Source organism: Methylobacterium sp. BTF04 (assembly GCF_010692745.1).
Classification (GTDB): domain Bacteria; phylum Pseudomonadota; class Alphaproteobacteria; order Rhizobiales; family Beijerinckiaceae; genus Methylobacterium.
Genome location: NZ_JAAHTB010000131.1, coordinates 1 through 2,815 on the forward strand (window position 1 = coordinate 1; position 2,815 = coordinate 2,815).

The window sequence follows — 2,815 nt, forward strand, 5'->3', positions numbered from 1 at the left end:
GCTCGTTCAACACGGCGCGGCGCACGATCCAGGGCTTCGAGGCCATGCTCTGGCTACGCAAGGGCTTCGGCTTCGCCGGCGCATGGACGGTGAAGGAGCAAAACCGCCTACTCTCCCTCTGCTTCGGCCTTCCCCAGGCGAACAAAGCATGAAAGCGAGACAACAGAGGTCGTTTCGCGTCTCAAATCCGAGTTTGCGACAAGCCCCTTAATCGCGGGGGCCGTTCCAGCGACGGCGACAAACGCATCTTGATCGAGCGCCGGGCCGATCCGCGTCGCGGGGATGAGCACGGGCAAAGCGGTCATGGCGTGACCGTGGTGTTCTGAAGAAGCCGCGTCTGGATCGTCCGCAGCAGGTCGAGGCTGTTCCGGTAGGAGGCGAGCAGCGCTTCCTCCTGCATTGTGTCCTGACCCCGCTTGGCCGTCGCGACGAGGTGAGCCACCTGCCCATGGAAGCGGGTTTCAGCCGCGACGATGTTGGCGTTCATCTGCATCACCGCCTCGATCCACCCTGTACTCAATGCGCACTCCTCCTTGAGCTTCGATAACCGACATTATCGCGGGCCAACGCCTGGCTTTTGAGGACCGATCGGAGAGTGTTTCATGTCTTCGTGTTCGGAAGCGGACGGCATCAAGCGTCCAGATTTCTGCCACTAGATGATAAGACACGATGCAGGCGAGGTAGCCGAGGCGGCGGTCGGGCATGTCCATGAAATCCTGGATCGTAGGTGCTACAATCTCGTCAGCGAATTCGCGCGCAGTCATCATCCGCATAGCCCTCCGGCCTTTGCTCGCCACGCATCCCGCTCGGCGCGAGCTTCGAGAAGATCCTGCCGCAACGCTTCAACCTCGGCATGAAGCTCGCCAGCATCAATCGCCAACTCGACGCATTGGTCCTGTGTCTCCGCGAGCTGTGCGCGCAGTTCGGCATTCTCGGTCGCCAGCACGAATAGGAACGGATCGTCGGAAACGGTGAGCCTCCCATGGTGCGAGTGATCCGCGGACCTGGCCGATGAGGGTTAGCGTTGACTTAACCGACCTGCCCAGCCGACATGCCATGTCCGGTAGGCCCGCATCCGTGCGAGTCGTGAGCCGACAATCATCAAGGGATTAGCGCCGCGAGAAAGACCTAAGCCCAAAACGCCAACGGCCCCACCCCTGCAAGGGTGAGGCCGTCGAAATCGATGGGGTCTGGAAGGACCGAACTACCCTCCAGACATCATAACACCGCTCAGGTGTCAATCGGGGTCATTCCCTGAGACGATGGCGTTTTGCCTTTTGACGGGACAGCACACGGTGTTGTCCTCTGCTTTGCCGCGGCCCGAGCAGGGACCGGGACCGATGTTTCACGCCGCCATGAAGGCCGCGATCGAGGATGCGCGGACGCTTGCGCAGATGGACGCGCTATCGCGCCAGGTCTGGCAGGGGCACGGCTCGGGCGCCTTGGCCGACGAGGAGGCTCAGGCGCTGGCCGAACGCCTCCACGGGCGCCGTAGCGCGATCCGTGAGGGCATTCGGCCCGTAGGCATCCCGGCAGGCCGGGGAAGCCTGTTCTCGCCTCGTTCACGGCAAGTGAGCCCGGACAGATCAGCGTCTCGTGATCGAAGACGACTTCTGGCCTGTTCAGGACCAATGCCGCCGGCACTCGCTGCTCGCTTCACCACGGGCCAGATCGCGGTCCTGCGCATCGTCGGCGACGAGGTGATGGCCAAGGGCGTATGCGGGCTCTGCATCGACGCCATCGCGGCACGGGCTGGGGTGTGTCGGCGGCTGGCTCAGGCGGCCATCCGCCTTGCCGAGGGTGATGGGCTTCTGACCATCGAGGAACGCCGCCACGAGGGTCGGAAGAATTCGCCCAACCTCGTCCGCGTCATCAGCCGCGAGTGGCAGGCCTGGATGCGTAGAGGCGGAAGCCAAAAGCGCAACGGTTTCGCATTCGAAAGCGCTCGATCTGGCGAGCGCCCCTCTCAGTCAAGCGGCAGATGCCGAACCCTGTAAATGGGCTTGGACTATCTACCGCGAGCCCATCATGAGGTCGGCCAACATTCCCACTTCCCTATAAAATTTCGCCCTATCTAAGCTGCAGCAACGATCGCCGAAGATCGATTTTTGCTAGGAGCCAGATTGTGCCAAAGCCGCATTACGTCTTTCGCCGGAGCCGGTCAGGACGATTCAACTTCACGCTCTTGTCGAGCCATGGGCGCATCAGTGGGGTCGTGATGATTCAGGCCGCCGGCATGACAAAAGAAGAAATCGAGCTGGCTGCGCACGAGAAGATCCGCAATCTGGTCGCCGATTTGGTGGCCGCCTCAGGGCTTGAAATGAGTGCCGATTCCTTGGGTGCCGAGGATCTTAACGCTGCTTCCAGCCATGACGTCGAGGGCGTGCAGATGGATGCCGTTGCCGCCTGACAGCTGAGGGCTACGGACCTCGTCGTTGAGAGCACAGAGTAGGCTTGCCGCAAGCGTTGTATTGCGGGCAGCCTAGCCGTTCGTTCCACCACGGTAGAGTGCGGCAGGCACGGTAGCGGTACGGTAAGAAGCACGGCAAGAGCAGGGGGTATCACACCACACGCACTGAAGCTGCCGCAAAGCGTCCGGATGGTATCGATCCCGTCGGTCACGGCCGAATACGCCTTGCCTACCACTCAAATTATAACCTGTAGGCCGAGTAGCGGATCGACAACCCGAACCAGATTGAAGCTGGCAGCCATGCTTCAGATCGCTCTGGAATGCTCTTAAACGTTTCCAAATATTCTCTGCACACCTGTGCACCCTGGGTGCGTGGCGCAGAAAAGGCCGTCCCAAATCGTGCGG

4 protein-coding genes and 1 pseudogene are annotated in these 2,815 nt (G+C 61.3%); 3 read left to right on the forward strand and 2 right to left on the reverse strand.

What is annotated here, in order from left to right:
* Positions 1 to 152: pseudogene (locus tag G3T14_RS23625) on the forward strand (IS6 family transposase); the annotation flags it as partial.
* Positions 153 to 301: 149 nt separating this feature from the next.
* On the opposite strand, the gene G3T14_RS23630 reads toward G3T14_RS23625, so the two are convergent.
* Complete coding sequence (locus tag G3T14_RS23630; RefSeq protein WP_163644930.1) at positions 302 to 520, reverse strand: hypothetical protein; 219 nt, start codon at positions 518 to 520, stop codon at positions 302 to 304.
* A gap of 243 nt (positions 521 to 763) precedes the next feature.
* Positions 764 to 946 (reverse strand): hypothetical protein, encoded by a 183-nt coding sequence (locus G3T14_RS23635; protein ID WP_348645341.1) that lies wholly within the window; start codon positions 944 to 946, stop codon positions 764 to 766.
* A gap of 394 nt (positions 947 to 1,340) precedes the next feature.
* Between G3T14_RS23635 and G3T14_RS24855 the strand changes: the two genes are divergently transcribed.
* Positions 1,341 to 1,997, forward strand: coding sequence for a hypothetical protein (locus G3T14_RS24855; protein ID WP_204263040.1), 657 nt, complete (start codon positions 1,341 to 1,343; stop codon positions 1,995 to 1,997).
* Between the two features lie 221 nt (positions 1,998 to 2,218).
* Positions 2,219 to 2,410 carry a hypothetical protein gene (locus G3T14_RS24860; RefSeq protein ID WP_204263041.1) on the forward strand — a complete coding sequence of 64 codons (192 nt, stop codon included), beginning with the start codon at positions 2,219 to 2,221 and terminating at the stop codon, positions 2,408 to 2,410.
* The last annotated feature ends 405 nt before the right edge of the window (positions 2,411 to 2,815 follow it).